At 54.5% G+C, this 17650-nt stretch carries 15 protein-coding genes; 12 read left to right on the forward strand and 3 right to left on the reverse strand.

Translation table 11 applies throughout. The features are described from left to right. The first annotated feature begins 12 nt into the window (after window positions 1-12). The 9 genes from EKD05_RS06365 to EKD05_RS06405 are packed head-to-tail and all read left to right on the forward strand — an operon-like array spanning window position 13 to window position 10904. On the forward strand, window positions 13-762 hold the full coding sequence (locus EKD05_RS06365) for a cytidylyltransferase domain-containing protein (RefSeq protein WP_129671606.1): 750 nt from the start codon (window positions 13-15) through the stop codon (window positions 760-762). Next, window positions 735-2258 carry a UDP-2,4-diacetamido-2,4,6-trideoxy-beta-L-altropyranose hydrolase gene (pseG, locus tag EKD05_RS06370; protein ID WP_165360614.1) on the forward strand — a complete coding sequence of 508 codons (1524 nt, stop codon included), beginning with the start codon at window positions 735-737 and terminating at the stop codon, window positions 2256-2258. Before EKD05_RS06365 ends, pseG begins: the two co-directional genes overlap by 28 nt. A gap of 8 nt (window positions 2259-2266) precedes the next feature. Then, complete coding sequence (gene pseI / locus EKD05_RS06375; RefSeq protein WP_129671676.1) at window positions 2267-3328, forward strand: pseudaminic acid synthase; 1062 nt, start codon at window positions 2267-2269, stop codon at window positions 3326-3328. Beyond that, window positions 3328-5316 carry a hypothetical protein gene (locus EKD05_RS06380; RefSeq protein WP_129671607.1) on the forward strand — a complete coding sequence of 663 codons (1989 nt, stop codon included), beginning with the start codon at window positions 3328-3330 and terminating at the stop codon, window positions 5314-5316. The genes pseI and EKD05_RS06380 overlap by 1 nt, the downstream gene beginning before the upstream one ends. Continuing rightward, a complete protein-coding gene (locus EKD05_RS06385) occupies window positions 5313-6806 on the forward strand; it encodes a lipopolysaccharide biosynthesis protein (protein WP_129671608.1) in 1494 nt (497 codons plus the stop codon). Before EKD05_RS06380 ends, EKD05_RS06385 begins: the two co-directional genes overlap by 4 nt. A gap of 15 nt (window positions 6807-6821) precedes the next feature. Continuing rightward, window positions 6822-7805: a glycosyltransferase family 2 protein gene (locus tag EKD05_RS06390; protein ID WP_129671609.1), complete on the forward strand. Its 984-nt coding sequence runs from the start codon at window positions 6822-6824 to the stop codon at window positions 7803-7805. A gap of 4 nt (window positions 7806-7809) precedes the next feature. Further along, window positions 7810-8925, forward strand: coding sequence for a glycosyltransferase family 1 protein (locus EKD05_RS06395; protein WP_165360615.1), 1116 nt, complete (start codon window positions 7810-7812; stop codon window positions 8923-8925). A gap of 12 nt (window positions 8926-8937) precedes the next feature. Next, complete coding sequence (locus tag EKD05_RS06400; protein WP_129671611.1) at window positions 8938-9729, forward strand: methyltransferase domain-containing protein; 792 nt, start codon at window positions 8938-8940, stop codon at window positions 9727-9729. Window positions 9730-9749: 20 nt separating this feature from the next. Continuing rightward, window positions 9750-10904, forward strand: coding sequence for a glycosyltransferase family 87 protein (locus EKD05_RS06405; RefSeq protein WP_165360616.1), 1155 nt, complete (start codon window positions 9750-9752; stop codon window positions 10902-10904). Window positions 10905-10909: 5 nt separating this feature from the next. Here the strand turns inward: EKD05_RS06405 and EKD05_RS06410 are convergent, their stop codons facing one another. Next, window positions 10910-12043, reverse strand: a complete 1134-nt coding sequence (locus EKD05_RS06410) for a glycosyltransferase family 87 protein (RefSeq protein ID WP_129671613.1) — start codon at window positions 12041-12043, stop codon at window positions 10910-10912. 530 nt (window positions 12044-12573) lie between these two features. On the opposite strand from EKD05_RS06410, the gene EKD05_RS06415 reads away from it, so the two are divergent. Then, window positions 12574-14145, forward strand: coding sequence for a glycosyltransferase family 39 protein (locus tag EKD05_RS06415; protein WP_165360617.1), 1572 nt, complete (start codon window positions 12574-12576; stop codon window positions 14143-14145). A gap of 9 nt (window positions 14146-14154) precedes the next feature. Here EKD05_RS06415 and EKD05_RS06420 read toward each other — a convergent pair whose 3' ends face one another. Together EKD05_RS06420 and EKD05_RS06425 are read right to left on the reverse strand one after the other, a co-directional pair. Continuing rightward, window positions 14155-14922, reverse strand: a complete 768-nt coding sequence (locus tag EKD05_RS06420; RefSeq protein WP_129671615.1) for a hypothetical protein — start codon at window positions 14920-14922, stop codon at window positions 14155-14157. Window positions 14923-15112: 190 nt separating this feature from the next. Then, complete coding sequence (locus EKD05_RS06425) at window positions 15113-15883, reverse strand: RNA polymerase sigma factor (RefSeq protein ID WP_129671616.1); 771 nt, start codon at window positions 15881-15883, stop codon at window positions 15113-15115. 532 nt (window positions 15884-16415) lie between these two features. On the opposite strand from EKD05_RS06425, the gene EKD05_RS06430 reads away from it, so the two are divergent. Both EKD05_RS06430 and EKD05_RS06435 read left to right on the forward strand, forming a co-directional pair. Next, window positions 16416-17144: a hypothetical protein gene (locus EKD05_RS06430; RefSeq protein ID WP_129671617.1), complete on the forward strand. Its 729-nt coding sequence runs from the start codon at window positions 16416-16418 to the stop codon at window positions 17142-17144. Window positions 17145-17216: 72 nt separating this feature from the next. Continuing rightward, the gene (locus EKD05_RS06435) at window positions 17217-17495 is read left to right on the forward strand and encodes a WXG100 family type VII secretion target (protein ID WP_129671618.1); all 279 of its coding nucleotides are present in this window, start codon (window positions 17217-17219) and stop codon (window positions 17493-17495) included. Window positions 17496-17650 lie beyond the last annotated feature (155 nt).

The raw sequence follows: 17650 nt of genomic DNA on the forward strand, positions 1-17650 counted from the left end.
GCAGGAACGCCTATGAGACGCGTGATTATTGTTCAGGCACGGATGACCTCAAGCCGTCTACCGGGCAAGATCCTGATGGATGTTGCTGGGCAACCCATGCTGGCCCAGCAATTGCGTCGCTTGAAAGCCTGTAAGGCGGCTGACGAAATCATCATAGCCACAACAACGAATCCTGCTGATGATTCGGTCATTGAGCTGGCGCGACACGAAGGTGTTGGCTGGTTCCGTGGGAGCGAACCTGATGTGCTGGCACGCTATGTTGGCGCAGCACACCAAGCGCGTGCTGATGTCGTCGTACGGGTAACCGCAGATTGTCCCCTCATTGATCCTGAGGTAACCGATCAAATCATCAATGAGTTGGTAAACCACCGCGCAGAGTGCGACTACGTGAGTAATGTCGAGGAGCGTACCTTTCCGCACGGGCTTGATGTCGAGGCATTCTTCTTTGATACGCTGCTCCGCGCCGAGCGCCTAGGCCGTTCAGCCGCAGCGCGTGAGCACGTGACAGTGGTGATGCGCGCTGAATACCCCGATCTGTTTCTGCGTCGTTCAGTGCATGCCCCACATAACGCGGCTGACCTACGCTGGACAGTCGATACGGCTGAAGATTTGCAACTTGTGCGGTCGCTCTACGACGATCTTGATCTTGGAACACGCATGCTAGGCTATGAGGTGATCGTGGCGTATGCCCGAGCACATCCCGAGTTGGCACGTATCAATGCCAGTAGCCACACATGGCAACCGAAACCATGCAATACCTGATCATCCGTGCCGACGCAAGCACTCAGATGGGCACAGGCCACGTGATGCGCTGTCTGGCCATCGCCCAGGCCTGGCAAGATAGCGACGGCACAGGTATGCTTGCAGCAGCGACGCTCCCTCCCGCACTCCACGAGCGACTACGCGCAGAGGCGGTGGATGTACGACTGATTGATGCCGAGCCGGGTAGCCCAGCCGATGCTGCGCAGACTGCGACGATCGCTCGTGCGTACCGTGCTGCATGGGTGGTGGTTGATGGCTACCAATTCGGCAGCAGCTACCAACGGGCGCTCAAAGACGCCGGGCTACAGGTACTCTTCATTGACGACTATGGTCATGCTGATCGCTATGATGCTGATCTGATCTTCAATCAAAATATTTATGCCAATAAAAGTCTATACACTAATCGTGCATCAAATACAAAATTGTTACTCGGGGCACGCTACGCGCTGTTAAGGCGCGAGTTCTGGCCTTGGCGTGGTTGGAGACGCGAGATTGCGCCAGTGGTGCGCAAGGTGCTCGTTACGCTGGGTGGATCCGATCCCCCCAACGTGACGATCAAAGTCATACAGGCGCTTGAACTCCTTGACCTCCCTGAACTAGAGATCGTGATCGTCGCTGGCAGCGGCAATCTGCACTATGAAGATCAGCAGACGGCAGTGAACAACAGTCGTCACACTATGCGCATTCGGCACGACGTTACTGATATGTCAGGCTTCATGGCATGGGCCGATATCGCGATCAGTGCAGGAGGCAGCACAACCTATGAGCTAGCCCGCATGGGCTTGCCCACGTTGTATATCTTGCTTGCAGAAAACCAACATGCCAGTGCGACAGCCCTTGCTATGGCAGGCGTGGGGATATGCCTAGGTTGGTACAGCCAATTAACTGCCGAGACGATTGCAGGTGCCATATGTAGCCTCCTAGCCAACGCCGATGTGCGCCACAAACTAACACACAGTAGTCAAGACTTGATCGATGGCTATGGAGCCAATCGCGTGATTGCCAAGCTCTGCCGTGAACCGATCACGTTACGACAAGCTACCACTGAAGACTGCTACCTGATCTGGAATTGGGCGAATGAACCAACTACACGGGCCGCCTCATTCTCTTCAGCATCAATCCCTTGGGAAGAGCATATGGCATGGTTTGCCCAACGTATCGCAAGCCAAGAGCATCGGATCTGGATCGGGGTTGATGCCAAGGCCACACCCATTGGTCAAGTGCGTTTTGAGCGCAAGCACCACGAAGCAGTTATCTCGGTCGGCATTGCTCAGCATGCACGTGGCCAAGGCTATGGCAGCACCATCATTCGTCTAGGGGCAGAGGCTGTTTTTGCCGAGTGGCCTATTCGTCAGATCATCGCTTATCTAAAGCCAGATAATCAAATCTCATTACGCGCCTTTTTAGATGCGGGCTTTGTTGAACGTAGCCCATCTAACGTGCATGGAGTCCATGCCTTGTGCCTGATCCTTATGCGGAAGGAGGATGTCGCTTGAGTAACCTTATGCAGATCAACAATCGACACATTGGCCCTGATGCACCAACCTACATCGTTGCTGAACTTTCGGCCAACCACAACCAAGATTTCGACGAGGCGATCCGGCTGATTCATGCCGCCCACGAGGCCGGTGCCGACGCGATCAAGCTCCAGACCTATACTCCCGATACGATCACCATTGATAGCGACCTTCCCCCCTTTCAGATCGGTGGCGGAACACTCTGGGATGGGCGTAACCTTTACGATCTCTACGGGGAGGCCTACACACCTTGGGAATGGCAGCCCAAGCTGAAGCAAGCAGCTGAAGATCTAGGTATGGATCTTTTTTCGACACCTTTTGATGCGACAGCCGTTGATTTTTTGGAAGAGATGCATGTTCCTGCCTACAAGGTCGCATCATTTGAGCTCATCGATCTGCCCCTCATCGCGAAGATCGCTCGCACCGGCAAGCCAATGATCATTTCGACGGGCATGGCCAGTTTGGGCGAGATCGAAGAGGCGGTCGCAACGGCGCGGGGGGCTGGAGCGACGCAGGTTGCATTGCTCAAGTGTACCAGCGGGTATCCCTCACCACCGGAAGAGATGCATTTGCATACCATTCCACACCTAGCTGCGGCCTTCGCGGTGCCAGTCGGGCTCTCCGACCATACCTTGGGCATCGCGGTTCCCGTAGCTGCAATCGCACTAGGTGCCGCCATCGTTGAGAAACACTTCACCATGTCACGCGCTGTCCCTGGGCCCGATAGCGCCTTCTCGCTTGAACCACACGAGTTCAAGGCAATGGTTGAAGCAATCCGCGTCGCCGAACGAGCACTTGGGCGAGTTCATTATGGCGTGAGCGAGCGTGAAACGGCGAGCAAAGTCTTTCGCCGTTCGCTCTTTGTTGTAGCTGATGTCGCCGCCGGCGAGCTTTTTACCGAGGCGAACGTGCGCTCGATCCGTCCAGCCCACGGCTTGGCCCCAAAGTACCTACCCGAAGTCTTGGGTCGGCGCGCAGTACGAGCTATCGAACGAGGTACGCCGCTCAGTTGGGAGTTGGTGGGTACATACGACGAGGATAGATCTTGATGCGTATCATTCTATGCGAGACGGCCAGCCAAATCCGACAGATTGTGGCCTTCCAAATAGCTGAACCTGAGATCTCCATCGTTGCCCTAACCCCTGACGCAGCGTGGGCATGCCAACGCCTAGGTCGCACCTACATAAAACCTGAAGACATCTATAGTGATGAGGAATTAGCTTGTAATAGCAGTCAAATATTCACTAGTTCGTTTGAGTGGATTGATGAGATTGATGGCTCTTTGCAGGCGCACATTCCGCAATTTGCTGATGCGCAGTTTGGTCCAGCACAGGCATGGTGCCTCGTACTACAATCTTGGCTTGGCGAGTACTATCGGGGGTGGCACATCCTCCAACGGTTATTTAAGCAATATCAGCCAAATCATGTACTGTGCTGGCCATATCATGAGATTGAGCCTCGTTGGAATTTTGTTGAGGATCAATCTGTTTTAAGCCTGCTACTACCACAAGTAGCCTCATACTGCGGAGTACCATTCAAGATCCTCCCAGAGGTTTCTGAACATAATAGTACCATTTCACAAAACTCAACAACTCGATCTTTACCTTACTCACGATTTGCTCTTGAACGATTCATCAGATCATATATAAATCCCTTGATCATGGCCGCACAGCGTCAATTTGGAAGCAGCAAATGGTGGGCCGAAGTACGCCACATCTATAAAACCGGCTTGATGAATGTGCCAATCCCAAAGATCACATCCGCACACAAACGTATGCGGTTATTAACTATTGGGAGAGGTTATGATTTAGATCCGACTATTACAATACTACGGCGCGAAGGTATACCAATCGACTGGCTAGATATGTATGTTCCCGGGACAAGCCACGGCCCGACGTGTGCTGATCCACCACTTGATGCTGGACTTCAAACGTTACTGCATCAGCTGTGGAAGAGCATCACCCCAGAATCAATGTTATGGAAACTCTTCAAGGCCTGGGGGCTTCAACCTGTGCAACGAGCTCAACAGCAGTTCTCTCACTGGTGGCACGAGATTATCCCCCAACTTTGGTCGGGTCACCAACGTGCAGCAGTGCAACTCGCACGCAAGCGCTACCATGCCGTCATCGGTATGGATGCAGGTGGCGAGACGCTGAGTGGGGCAATGATGCAAGCAGCGGCTGCAGCTAACGTGCCGCGTATCCTGTATCAGCATGGAAGTTCATCACGTATTCGAACTGTCGGTTGGCAACATTTTTTAGTTAACACCGATCTGTTCTTTGTCTATGGCTCTGGCACCGCTCAATTGATTGAGCGTGACCGACTTAGACATGCGGAAACGATAGCACAAATTAGCTTAATAGGATCTGCTCGCCTGGATTTTCTACGCACCGGAACGAGCAAACTACTCATCTCGTCACTTCGTGCGCTATTGCACCGTAATGACCCACGTCCACTCATCCTCTATATCCCCACCAATTTTGGTGGACCAGCGCGACCTTTTGGTGAACAAACTGGCTACCCCGATGTCTCCTACTTCGAGCTCCAGCAGCGTATCCTCCGCATCTTCAAGGGCTACCCGAGCGTGCGGCTGCTCTACAAGGACTTTAGCCTCGCCAATAGCAGCTATAACCCTGTTCCCGATTTCATTCGGGCCGAACTCCCAGACGTGACGATTGTTCACGATTTGCCCCTTACCCGCCTGATGTGGGCTGTTGACGCCATTATTGTTGACCACGCGATCACGGCTCTTGGCGAAGTGCTGTTGACCAAGAAGCCAATTGTGGTTTACGATCCCGATCCAATCGAAGGGCTTGAACTGCCCGATGCCCGCGACCTGCTGCGCCGCCGAGCCACCGTAGCCATCACACCTGACGAGTTTGAAGCAGCGGTACGAACGCTGTTAAACAGGGGAGACTTCACTGAGGTGAACCAGCCCGACGACAGTTTCCTACGCGCCTACTGCACTCATCTCAACGATGGCAAGTCGGCCGAACGTGCTGCCGCCGAAGTCATGCGCATTATGAGGCACTCGTGACGACAGTTCCGTCACCAGCATCCAAGCTCAACCCACTGACTATGCTGGGTCGGTCTTCGCGCTTGACCCTTGGTACCCAGATCGGTGCGGTGCTCAACTTTGCGGCAAGCCTACTGGTTGCCCGTACACTTGGCCCTGAGCAGTTTGGTTCAATCTCGTTGGTCACTCTGGCGCTGCTCTATGCCTCATTTATGCGCCTGGGCATCTTCGATGGCGGTGAACGTGAGCTTCTTGATCGACTTGGTCGCGGGGAGCAGGCCGCAGCCGAGCGGATCCAACGCATTGCTTTTACCGGTGAGTTGGTGTGGAGTATCTTGCCAGCGCTTGGGTTGCTTGCAATGAGCTTCATGTTCGATGAGCCAGTTCGCCGCATTGGCTTTCTGCTCGCACCGCTGATGGCGTTCGGTACCACGCTCTACCGGATGCTGATGCGGCTACATCTAGCCCACCAGCGGCTTGATCTTGTTGCCCCAATCAATGCACTCAGAGCAATTGGGGTACCAGTGCTCACCGTAGCGTTGTTGTATCCACTTGGAGCGTTTAGCCTACTGGTTGCCCCCCTCGTCGTAGAGTGGATCTTGGTCGGCGTGTATCTGCTACGCACACCGCTGCATCTACGTCCGTGCTTTGATCAGTCTACCTTGCGTCGCCTCGTCGTAGTCGGGCTACCCTTGAGTTTGATGAGCCTGATCTATTGGACTTATCGGCTGGTAGGTGCCAGTAGTGTCGCGATCTTTTTGCCGGTGCAAGACCTCGGCTACTACAACTTTGTCAGTGGCCCTATTAACATTATCTTGGTCGCCTTTGCCGAGTTTTCGGCTATTCTTACACCAACCCTCTGGTCAGAGCTGAGTCGGGTTGGTGCTGCCGAGCGCCTAAGCCAAGAGTGTGCCCGCATAACTATTTTTACGACATTGGTAGCGTGTGTGTTGGTTAACATGGCTCAGGCTGGATTTAGACCTTTTGTCGTGCTTGTAGCACCCGCATTTGCGGTAGCAACCCCTACATTCGACATCTTAGCATTCAGCATTGTGCTCTTGACGATCACTTTTGTGCCGGGCCTGATCCTTGACTCGGCTGTCGTAAATCGTCAATGGCAGCATTTGAGCATCTGGGTGGGAGGCTTGATCATCAATGTAACGGCAAACTTCATGGCGATCCAACTCGGCGGTGGCATAGAGGCAATTGCCTTCAACAGTATCTGGGTTCAGCTTGGAGTGGTCATAGCCTTATTTATGTTGGCCCAACCCTTCATTTTCCAACAGCCAGCAGCTGCGCTGCGCCTCTATGCCGTGCTAGCTGGGATATTGACCCTATGTCTTGCAACATATTTTCTTATCCAAATCGTTACGCTCCATTCGACAGCAAGCATGAAAGAGTTGATCATAGCTACCGTGCTGCGCGTGGGTCTCGTCCTAGCGATCTGGTTTGCCCCCAGTGTGTGGCTATGGCGAAACATAAGCCAGCGTACGGACGAACAATCGCTGTAGTCTGAACATAACCCAATGACGATGACGTATCATCAGCCACCAACCCATAACGTGCCTACCCTCTCGATCATCATCGTCAATAGCGATGGGCTGAGGGATACGCTGGCGTGCCTTGCATCCATCTACCAACATCCACCGCAAGTGTCTTTTGAGGTCATCGTGGTTGATAATTGCTCACGTGAGGCTTGTCTTCCAGTTATTGGCGAGCATTTCCCACAAGTACGAGGACTGATGGCACCTACACGCCAGGGCTTTGCCAAAAACTATAACCAGGGGCTGCGTACAGCGAGTGGCGACTACCTGCTGGTACTCAACAACGATACGCTGATTCCGGCGGGGGCACTCGATATGCTGCTTGAGGCGCTGCGGGCCGAATCAAGCTATGCTATGGTTGGCCCTCGTTTAGTTGGTATTGATGGCGTGCTCCAACCCGTATGCGCCCGCGATCTCCCTACCCCGCTCGACTACCTTATCGCTCAAGGGCTGCTCGACGCCGGGCTGCCGTTGGGTCGCCTCTGGCAACGTTGGTTGATACGACAAGTTACCCGCCGCCGTAGCGGGCCGGTTCCTTCTATTAGTGGGGCATGTATGCTGCTCAGACGCAGCGATGTAGAGACAGTCGGCTTTCTTGATGAAGGTTTTGATTTCTACTATGAAGATGTAGAATGGTGCCACCGTTTTCAACGCCATGGACGAGCGATTGGCTTTGTTGCCGAGGCCGCGATCACCCACCTAGGTGATCAAACACTTTCACGGGTCAAAGTCTGGGCAAAACGGAGCGAGTATCTGAGCGCACAGCGTTATTTTATTCACTACTATCGTCTTTCAAATCGACAGCAAAATCTAATCTGGTTAGCAACAAGTTTTAACTATTTGATGCGTGGACTAGTTATGCTGCTTGCCGAAGCGATAGGAAAACAAACGCTTTACGCTCGCGAGTATCTTCTGCTTTGGGCATGGCTGCTCACTCAACGCCCCAATGGGCACAAGAGGGACTGAGTTTATGCATTTCGCCTTCCTTGCGCGCCTGCTCGGCCCGGCGTATGCGGGCTACGGGGTGCAGACGCTGCTGCTGGGTCTGCTCCGTGCCATCGCCGAGCTAGATACCGAGCATGAACTGACGTTGTTCGTGGGTTCTGATCAGCACGTACCGGAAGAGCTGCGTGGTGCGTTTCGAATCGCGCCGCTGGCACCGGCACCCAATGCTGCCGCTGCTCGTCTCTGGTGGGATCATGTGGCGATTGGGATGCTCTGCCGTCAGCTTGGTGTTGATGCGCTCTACTGTCCGGCCCATGTGCGCCCACTCTATGTACCCTGTCCAACCGTAGTCTTGGTGCCAGATATGATGTACCACCGCTTCCCGGAACAGTGGCCGTGGAGCGAACAAGCTTACATTCGCTGCACGGTTTCAGGGCTGACGAGCAGAGCAACACGGATTGCGGCGCTCTCTGAAGCGACAAGGCGCGATCTGTTGGCCCTGACAGCTACGCCATCTGAGCGAGTCGAGGTCATCTACCCCGGTGTCCCACTGGGTTTTCACCCAAGGAGTGCTGCGGACGTAAGCAGGCGCTACGATCTGCAGCAGCCCTACATCTTATCGGTTGGCAGCGATCATCCCCGGAAGAACCTGCTCGGGATGCTTCGGGCCTTTGAGCAAATTGCCCCATCGATCACGCACGACCTGGTTCTCGTTGGGCCTGCGGTCTGGCCGAGCGCCGCATTGGAGCAACGGATTGCAGCGAGTCCCGTCATTAACCGCATCAGGCGACTAGGCCTCGTCTCCGAGGCCGATCTCGTCGCGCTCTACAGCGGTGCCGACCTTTTTGTCTTCCCATCGCTCTACGAAGGCTTCGGCTTCCCTGTCCTTGAGGCAATGGCCTGTGGCTGCCCGACGATCACCAGCAATGTCAGCTCGCTTTCCGAGGTGGCCGGTGAGGCCGCGCTCCTCATTCCACCCGGCGACACCACCGCCCTAACGGCAGCTATGCGGCGTGCCCTGGACGACTCCTCGCTGCGCGTCGAGTTGCAACGACGTGGCATCGAACGGGCCAAGGCCTTCAGTTGGCAGGCGACAGCCCAACAGACACTGGAACTGCTGATCCGTGCAGGAACAGCATAGTAAGGGAACCCCATGAGCCCACTTCCCAGCGATTACCCCCGTTATGCCTGGCAGATGCTGACCGGCCAAAGGGCCGCGAAAGAGGCTGAGACCTATGCCCAGCGCATCCGTGATCTTGAGCCCTGGCTTGATCTACGTCAACCACGTGCGATCCTCGATGTCGGCAACGGGAGTTTGCGGCCACAGTATGCGTTGTTGCGCAAGGCAAATCATCAGGTGACTGGCATTGATTATGTCAATCGACCAGGCAAAGGTTGGAGGCGAGGGGCGTACCAGGTTTTGCGGCGGATGTTTGCGGCGCAATTGGGTCTGACGCAAGCGGCCATGGCCGCGCAAGGATTAGTGGGGGGCGACGTCACGGTTCTGCCTTTTGCTGCCGCTAGTTTTGATCTTGCTGTTTCGCAGGCAGCCTTTGAGCATTTTCTGGATGTCCCTGCGGTCGTGCAAGATCTCGCCCGGGTTGTGCGTCCAGGAGGCATGCTCTGGATTGGCATCCACCTCTTTACGAGCCCGTCGGGTGGGCATAATGTCAGTTTCACACAATACCCATTGCGGACACTCCCGCGAGGGGCCGAACCATGGGATCATCTACGCCAGCGGCGACGACCGTTTACCGTCCCGCTCAACCAGTGGCGGAAACACCAGTATCTCGAAGCCTTTGCGCAACATTTTGCCATTCTCAAGGCATATTGCAACCTACGCGAAGGCGAACAATGGCTCACCCCCGCACTCGAAGCCGAACTGAGTGCGTATACCCGTGATGAATTGACATGTGCGACATTGGTGATTGTGGCGCGGAAGTAGGGCAAGCAGGCAGGGTCTCTATGATCATCTTTGCGACTGATCGATCTCGTCAACGCTTCATTATGCTCCTGATGATCATCTTAACGATACCGATTGTGATCTATGTAATCACAATGAGCCGCATGATTCCTCTTGGCTTTGATGCGTGGAGCTATATAGCCGCAGCGCGTGCCCTGATGAGCGGCAGTGATCCCTATGCGCAAAGTTTGCGTGATCTGGTTCCTGAAGGAACATTATTGACATCACGATTTTATTTGCAAAATACACCCTATATTTATCCACCATTTCTTGCTTTTTTATGCATGCCAATAGTTTCGATGAACATGCAAATGGCTATGTATATATGGATTTTGATTATTGGGATTATAAATGTTCTTCTTGTTTTCTCTTTAAAACAACTGATGGAATGGAAAATAGCCTGGTTTTCGGTTTTCTTCTTTTTACCAATCTGGGAAAGCTGGTATAACGGACAGGTCAATGCTCTCATTGCTTTATTATTCATCATCAGTATCAATAGTATATCAAATCATCGCGTTTTTACTAGCATATTCTCTCTTTTTCTTGGCACTATGATCAAAATAACCCCGCTCGCTGGGCTTCTTGTTCTTATGTTCTATCACCCACGTCGCACCCTTATGACAAGCCTAGGCATAGCAAGCGTGGTTGTAATCATCACCTTGCCACGCATCAGCCTCGATACCTGGCTGAAGGGTTTTCTGGTGCCTTTTCAAATCGAGCGTCAAACCGCAACGCTTGTTTCACTGGGTTCACTGATAAAAGGGTTGTCGGGGTCTAGTTTGATAGCAATGGGCCTGGCAGGTGGCCTAATAGCCATTACCTTATATCGAGCCAGGCATCTTGCTCCAGCCACTGCACTGGCAGCCATCTTGCTGGTGCCACTTTTTACCGCACCAATCGGATGGAGTCATCACCTCGTGATGGCGTTACCTGCTCTTGCCGTGCTCTGGTCATCTGGTGGCTTAAACCGATGGTTAGCAGGAGCAACATGGCTTTTGCTTACGTTGTCTGCCACGCAGCCACTGGCACTGGTGCTGCTACCCGTCTGTTGGGGTACGCTCTGTTTTGGACAAGCCCAGATACCGGCAGCCTCACGAACGCAAATGAGCTACGACCAGGCCGGAATTGAAGCGAAGACGAAGGTGGTAAAAACATAAACCCTCTAGCCTGAAATATGATCAACCTTGCTTATCGCACTTGTTCCCGAGAGGCTCTCTCTCGATCCCAGCAGGTTCGGCCAGCAACAAACAAGCCAGCAGAGCGTAAGCATGATCGGTTGAAAGATCCCTCCTATCAGCGAGATCATGGCCCACGTGACCAGTGCAAGCAGGCGTGCGCGTGCATTGTGTTGCCACAACACGGCAAGGGCGGGGAGAACCGTGACGGCCGAGTAGTGCCACACCACCCCTGCGATCAGGAGGGGCAGAATGATGCTCACGGCAAAACCCATGGCCGGGCTAAGCTGACGCATGCGGAGCAGGCTGACGAGCAGCATGATTGCCGTCACAACCAGTGGCCCAACCGTAGCGATGCTTCCAGGCTGCTGACGCAGAATGGCGGTCCACGAAAGCAAAAGGGGTGAAGTCCAGGTGCTGGTTGCAGCATAGAGCGATCCGGTATACCAGACATCAATGGTCGTGAGAAGGAGTGAGCCAACCACCACGATCAATCCGGTCACGGCCGCAGCGACCAGACCACGCCACCGTTGGTGAAAACCAAGGACAAGCAAGCTCAAGGCTGGGGTGATTTTCAACAGGGCACCAATCGCCAAGGCAACGCCAGCACGCACATCTTTCTGCTGCACGCAAGCCAGCAGCGCAAGCGTCAGCAGCACCGCAATCAGCGCATTAATTTGCCCAAGCCAGAGCGACTGCCAGGTTGGCAAAAAGAAGAGCACACCGCACAACGCGACATACCATGGAACCAGACGTTGCAGTACAATGATGAGCACAAGCGTTGTTACGCCAACCAGAATCATCCAGAGCGCAAGCGCGGTAGCATAGGGCAACTGCGCAAGGGGAAGCAAGAGCAGCGCCAGGAAGGGTGGGTAGAGGTAAACTGGAATCTCAGCCTCGGCCTCGGGAAGGAACCGTTCAAGCTGCACCTCGACTGGATTCTGACCTTCACGCAAGACCCGTGCAGCGGCGATATACGAACGAGCATCGCCACCCAGAGGAATGACCGTCGCAGCATAGCGCATCACAAGGAAGATATGCACGCACGAGAGAACCAGAAGCGCACTCATTGCGACTGAGCGCATCAGTGTGGTTGGCTGGATTGATCGTGAATGAGACACAAATGATCCTTATTGTTTGGGCAGAACTTGATTAGTCTGTAAAGTATGTTTTCTGGGGTCGTTCGCCGTCCACGAATGAGGGCCACGAAGAAACGAATACCGCACCACAACGCCCATATTCGGTTATTCGTGCTCAGTATTCGTGGTCGGCGGCGCTACCAGAAAACTTTGTTGACACACTACTGATTAGTCTGTGAACGAAGTTTTCTGATATTTTGTCACCCTGAGCGCAGCGAAGGGTCTCAGGCGTCCCCTCGGCAGAGATGCTTCGCTCCGCTCCTAAGCAACAAACCGTGTTGTCGGCTCCAGCGTGTCCTCTGTCATTCCGAACGGAGCGGAGCGGAGTGAGGAATCTGCATAGGACTACGTATACCAAGGTAATGGTATTATGCCACTAGCGCAAACGTCACGCTGTCATCTGCGTCAGACCTCACAGGTCTGCGAGACCTTGTGAGGTCTCTATTGTACCAGTCTAGTAAAGCCAACCCATGAACAACACGCTCAACCCTAATCACGCTACAAAAAACCGCTTGTTATCTTCTTTTCAATGGCTCCTACTCACCGTCGTCTTGCTCGCCTTTGGCCTTTGGAATCTGGACGGGCCGCCGATGTGGTGGGACGAGGGGTGGACGTTGTCGGTGGCACGGCACTGGGTGGAACTGGATCATTATGGGCGTTTGCGCGATGGCGAACTCGCCCGGGGCGGGCTCGAGGCATCGTTTGTCGTGACGGTTCCGGTTGGCGTCAGCATGAAGCTCTTTGGGGTGGGGCTATGGCAGGGCCGACTCTTTGGGGTGCTCTGTGCCGTCGGCGTCATCCTGCTGCTCGCCGCGCTGGGAGATCGCCTCTTTGACCGGCAGATAGCCTGGACAACCGTCTTTGCTGCACTCCTGTTGACCATGCAAATCCAGATCCACCCCTTGCTCCAGGGACGCCAGGTGCTCGCCGAGATGCCCATGATGTTCGCTTTATTGGCGGGCTATCTGGCGCTCTGGTGGGCCTTGCGGGGCCAATGGCTGGCCTTGCTGCCAGCCATGCTTGGCCTCGGGTTCGCCTGGATCAGCAAAGGTCAGACCGCGCCCTTTTTGCTCGCCTCGCTCGGGACAACGCTGGGCGCGGCGTTGCTCTGGCGGCAGTGGCGGGTCGCCGGGATGGTCGGGCTTGCCATGCTTGGCGCTTATGGGACGACCCGCCTTCTTGGGCTGTTGAGCGGGTGGCTCCCAGTTGATCCAGCCTTGCCCCTCGATCCGGTTGAGGGTCTCCTTGGGGTCGTTGCGCTTGTCCTGAACCCTTTTAACCGCCAATTTGCGCTGATCATCCTCTTTGTTCTGGGATTACCAACCCTGGTAGCGCTGGGATGGGGGCTACGAAGCCTGTGGCAGCAGCGAGCTATGGCTACGGGTGGCAAAGAGATAGACGCATACGGCCTGGTTGAAGAAGGTCAGCACATCAAGCGTGACAACCTGGCCCGCTGGTATATGCGGCTGGCGCTGCTGGCCTTTATCGGCAGTTGGCTTGGCTGGTTTGTGCTGCTTTCGGTAGGGGTACCACGTTATATTGCGCCGCCCGTTGTGATCGGCAGCATCTTTGTCGCTACGATGCTCCGCGACTTCACCGCAAACTTTGCCCTGGGCCAGAGCATGCGGCGCCTGACTGATCTCTTGACACTACGGAGCCCGAGCTGGCAAGGTGCTGGGGCACTGGTTGCCATCATTATGACGACAACAGCCCTGGCCCTTACGATCCAGACCCTTGTGAACCACTATTCCAGCGAAGACCGGGCCGCCTTTCGGGTCGCCGCGCTGCTCAACGCCGAGCCACCGGGAACGCGCATCGAGACCTACGAGAGTGAGTTGCACTTTCTGCTCAATCAGCCCTACACCTTTCCACCGGATCAACTGCATGTTGAACTGAATCGGCGCAGCCTGCTGGGTGAAGAGGTGGGGATTGATTACGACCCGCTAAAGAACGACCCTGATTACCTGGTTGTGGGGCGCTTTGCACGCGAGAATCGCCTCTACGAACCAGTTATCGAAACTGGGGCCTTCCGGCTGATCCTGGAAGACAGCCAGTACAAAGTCTTCGAGCGCGTACGGCCCTGAGATGGAGCCTCACTCCTCCATCTCAATCATCACCATCAGCGTGCCATGATCCTGGCGCAGTTGTTCAGCCGAGAGGTCGATCACCTGAGCAATGCCCTGCTCATCAAAGGGGGCTTGATAACGATTGGCCCCGAGCTGCACCACGGCATGGCCGACCACGGGCGGAATAACACAGACACGAATCGCCCAGGTACCGTCGGGCTGCGGATGCACACTGAGCTGAAAACTATAACCCTCTTGCTCAACCTCAGTGATGAAGAGATCTTCCTCTTCGCCATAGGCCACACTAAGCGCCTCACGGGCCTGGATCATCCGCACCACCATTTGCGAAGCCACAGCGATGCGCCCAAGGAGGCGATGCGAGCGCAGGGATGGCGGGGCGGGGCGGCGTACCGGAACGCGGGAGGCAAAAGGGGGCAACAACCGACCTTCACGTTCAGCCGTCGCGAGCGCAGCGGTACGGACAAACACCTCGGTACAATCAGCGCACTCCCAGAGATACCACCAGACCTGAGGGAACGCCACGGCGGCGGCGCGGGCACCGGCATCAAGCGAGCGATCAACATACGCAGCCAGCGCATCGTGGCACGCCTGACAACCGCCGCGAGGCTCATCGGCACCGGGGAGCAACAGGCCAAGAATGTGGGTACGGAGGGCCATGCACTCGGGGCAACGGCGCATATGGCGGGCAATCGCGGGCGTCTGCAGCGGCTTGTGGGTACTAGTAAGTGTCAGCAGCAACGCCTCACGGATATCGTTACAAGAGGGTAGATTCATGATACAACCTTTGTCCGAGTGTGCAACACCACCCGAACAGCAAAAACACCTATCTCATTCTACCCTATCTGTACCAAATTGCGCCAATTGACTCTTGTTTTCGTCACACCGAGCCGAGCCACGGGGATAGGGCTGAAAGGCAACCTCTTAGGAAAAAGCCAGCTAAGCTGGCTTTTTCCTAAGAGGTTGCTTAATAGATCCCACCATCATACCAATTGCGCAGATCAGGCCTAGCGCGGAGGTACGCCCGTGCCTCAGCAATAATCGCGTGGATGCGGGCCGTACTGAGATGCACCCGATGGCTAATCATCTCAGCGGTGAGATCATCGCACGCCCAGAGATGAAAAATCCGCGCATTGCGCTCACCCATAGTCCGGATCAATTCAGTCTCAACCAAACGATCGAGCATCTGACCGAGGGCCATCTTGTCGGGCGTATCGGGATCAGGATCTTCGACCGGCAGCGTCATCCAATCAACGGTACGATCAAACGTACCGGAGCGTTTGCGTGCGTGGAGATCGCGCAGATGGCGATTGACCGCATTGGAAATGACCTGATAGGCCCAGGTAGAAAAGCGACTAGCAAAGCGAAACGAAGCGAGCGAGCGCAGCAACTCAAGCAAGGCCACCTGCGCGAGATCATCGAAATCGACGGCATCATCGCTCACCCAATCGAGGCCCGTATGGTGAAGTATCGCCCGCACCTGACCAAACCACGCCAACCACTCAGCTTCGTGGCCGGTCAAATCACCAGAGCGCAACGCATCAACGAGAGGCGCATCAAAATAGACATTCCACACCACCGAGCGCACATCCTCATCGCTGCTATCAGGTGAGACACACATCGCCACGCGTTGAGCCAGCGCCAATTGCGCGGCCTCAGTCAACGACCACTGTTCAGCCACCACCACACGGCGCACCACGGCGAGACATCGCAAACCAGAGGAATCACACGGCTCCATCAGAGGCTCCGACTTGCTACAGAAGGATCGAGTGAACAGAAACAAGTCACGTGACAGGGGTAGTGGCGTACCAGGAGCCAGGGCGGCCCACGCCAGCACCGTAACCTTTTCACAGACCTATCATAGCATATATGACAGGCATTACCAACATATGACCAAAAGGTTACAAGAATCTAACCCTGGTTAAGGCGGGGTTAAGAGGGCAAGGTACGACTCTTGATGAGGGCCGCCCAAGGCCAACGCGCAGACCGGTGCGGTCTGGTCGAGCGGATTAATGTCTGGAACACCAGAAGCCGGCACTAGGGAGTGCCGGCTTTAGCCGGCTAAAGCCGGCACTCCCTTCGGCAGCAGCGCAGAAAGCGTACGCTACATACCAGTTCGTCATTAGAGCAAAAAAAACACAACCCCAACGATTAAAAAATCTTAACCAAAAAAGCAAGAGTCAAAAAGGGGGATTTGGTACAGATGGAGTGATGGGTAAAACTCTGAGGTTTTGTGCGGGAAGATCAAACAGAGAGCGTAAGGTAGGCGTATGGCTGAGGTAAAGATTCGTCTTCGTTTAGGTCCATCTTCAGCTGATCAACGAGAACTAAATATTTCAGATGAGAAGATTGTTGGTGACCTGATTACCTATTGGAAAAAAGATTATCGCCTGGCCGAACAGGATGTCCAGGGTGAATTAATCCCCTATGCGCTCTACCGCGATCACGGCTCACATAAAGAACGTATTGACCCAAAACGCACGCTGCGCAGCCTGCGCATGCAAGCTTTTGAAGAGCTCTATCTGACCGATGCCCGCCAACCCTGGTGGCAAGGGCAAAAGCCTACAACACAACCACTAAAAGAGCCAAAGACTCCAAATCCTGTACCACGACCAGATCCCATCACCAGGCCAGCGTTTGGCCCATGTTCGATTGAAATCGCACCGGGATGCGTCCACCAGATTGGGGAAAAAGGCCTGGTGCTAAACCGCGAATATTTGCTCAATGAGTTACCAAAGTCAGTCGTTGCGCGCGAACGAGCTTTGACGATGCTCGGGATCGAATCACGCCTTAGCGCAGTGAGTCGCGGTGAGCCAGGGCATTGCAGCATTATCTGGCGTCAAAATTGGTACCTCATCGCTCATCATCAGATCTACATCAGTGGAACAAAATACACGCGGAACGAGGCTGTTCACATTAATCAAACCACAACCCTCCTCCTGGGTCGCGAGGGTTGGCCAATCACCATACGGCTCCATTCAACGATTATTGCACGCTAACATCTCCCGCAAGGGCTGGCTTGATAGACCGCACAGGTATAGACGGATTCGCACACACAGGAGGTTACACCCATGGCCATGATTCGGATGGATATCGACCAGGCACAGCAAACGATCGATACGATGCGGCGGACAATGGAGGAATTCAATTCGCAACTGACAGCTTTGGGGGGCTCAGTTGAAGGTCTGATGGGTGCCTGGGAAGGCAATGCACAGATGAAGTTCTCGAATGTTTGGCAAGAATGGCGCACGCGGTTTCAGGCTTCGATCAACGATCTGGAACCAATGATTAGTGGTGTGACCAACGAACGCCAGCAGATTATTGATGCAGACAGCAGTGGCAGTTTTTGAGACTAGCGATCTGATTAAGAATAATCGGTGAATCTGATAATGCATCGTAGTGCTATCAAAACAGCACTACGATGCATATCGTCAAAACGTACGAACGAGACTATCTTCGAGCTTAAGGCAACTTGAACCTTGTGCTTGTCCTATCGCCAGGAGCT

Origin of the sequence: Candidatus Chloroploca sp. Khr17 (assembly GCF_004138165.1) — a bacterium.
GTDB lineage: Bacteria > Chloroflexota > Chloroflexia > Chloroflexales > Chloroflexaceae > Chloroploca.

Bases quoted from the DNA above. Each gene is read 5' to 3' on its own strand.
- EKD05_RS06400 (WP_129671611.1), top strand. From the start codon at position 8,938: ATGAGCCCACTTCCCAGCGATTACCCCCGTTATGCCTGGCAGATGCTG.
- EKD05_RS06425 (WP_129671616.1), bottom strand. From the start codon at position 15,883: ATGGAGCCGTGTGATTCCTCTGGTTTGCGATGTCTCGCCGTGGTGCGC.
- EKD05_RS06405 (WP_165360616.1), top strand. From the start codon at position 9,750: ATGATCATCTTTGCGACTGATCGATCTCGTCAACGCTTCATTATGCTC.
- EKD05_RS06430 (WP_129671617.1), top strand. From the start codon at position 16,416: ATGGCTGAGGTAAAGATTCGTCTTCGTTTAGGTCCATCTTCAGCTGAT.
- EKD05_RS06435 (WP_129671618.1), top strand. From the start codon at position 17,217: ATGGCCATGATTCGGATGGATATCGACCAGGCACAGCAAACGATCGAT.
- EKD05_RS06395 (WP_165360615.1), top strand. From the start codon at position 7,810: ATGCATTTCGCCTTCCTTGCGCGCCTGCTCGGCCCGGCGTATGCGGGC.
- pseG (WP_165360614.1), top strand. From the start codon at position 735: ATGGCAACCGAAACCATGCAATACCTGATCATCCGTGCCGACGCAAGC.
- EKD05_RS06365 (WP_129671606.1), top strand. From the start codon at position 13: ATGAGACGCGTGATTATTGTTCAGGCACGGATGACCTCAAGCCGTCTA.
- EKD05_RS06390 (WP_129671609.1), top strand. From the start codon at position 6,822: ATGACGATGACGTATCATCAGCCACCAACCCATAACGTGCCTACCCTC.
- EKD05_RS06380 (WP_129671607.1), top strand. From the start codon at position 3,328: ATGCGTATCATTCTATGCGAGACGGCCAGCCAAATCCGACAGATTGTG.
- EKD05_RS06420 (WP_129671615.1), bottom strand. From the start codon at position 14,922: ATGAATCTACCCTCTTGTAACGATATCCGTGAGGCGTTGCTGCTGACA.
- pseI (WP_129671676.1), top strand. From the start codon at position 2,267: ATGCAGATCAACAATCGACACATTGGCCCTGATGCACCAACCTACATC.